Raw genomic sequence first — 279 nt, forward strand, 5'->3', positions numbered from 1 at the left:
CAGTTTTGGTTTTTTGCTACTACCGGCACTGTCATTTGTTACATCCTTTTTCATGAGATTGTCGAGACCCTGCGCTTGTGTGTTTTGCTACAACCTTGTACAGTTTTTGCTACAACCTTCTGCATTTTTTGCTACTACTGGAGAAGCCCCTAGCTGGACAACAAGTTATTTTTGCTACAACCGTTTTGTGGTTTGCTGCAAACCAGTGTCAATTTTTGCTACCACCGATTTCTTTGATTTTTCTGGAACCAGCGCTCAATTTTTTATTTTTGCTACCAC

General features: G+C 40.5%; 1 protein-coding gene. It reads left to right on the plus strand.

Annotated elements, in window-relative coordinates; all coding sequences use genetic code 11:
- Window positions 1-79: 79 nt before the first annotated feature.
- The coding region (locus QWY29_RS20270) for a hypothetical protein (RefSeq protein ID WP_300963034.1) at window positions 80-279 on the plus strand (200 nt) is incomplete at its 3' end.

It is taken from the genome of Nocardioides abyssi (assembly GCF_030412915.1).
Taxonomy (GTDB): Bacteria; Actinomycetota; Actinomycetes; order Propionibacteriales; family Nocardioidaceae; genus Nocardioides; species Nocardioides abyssi.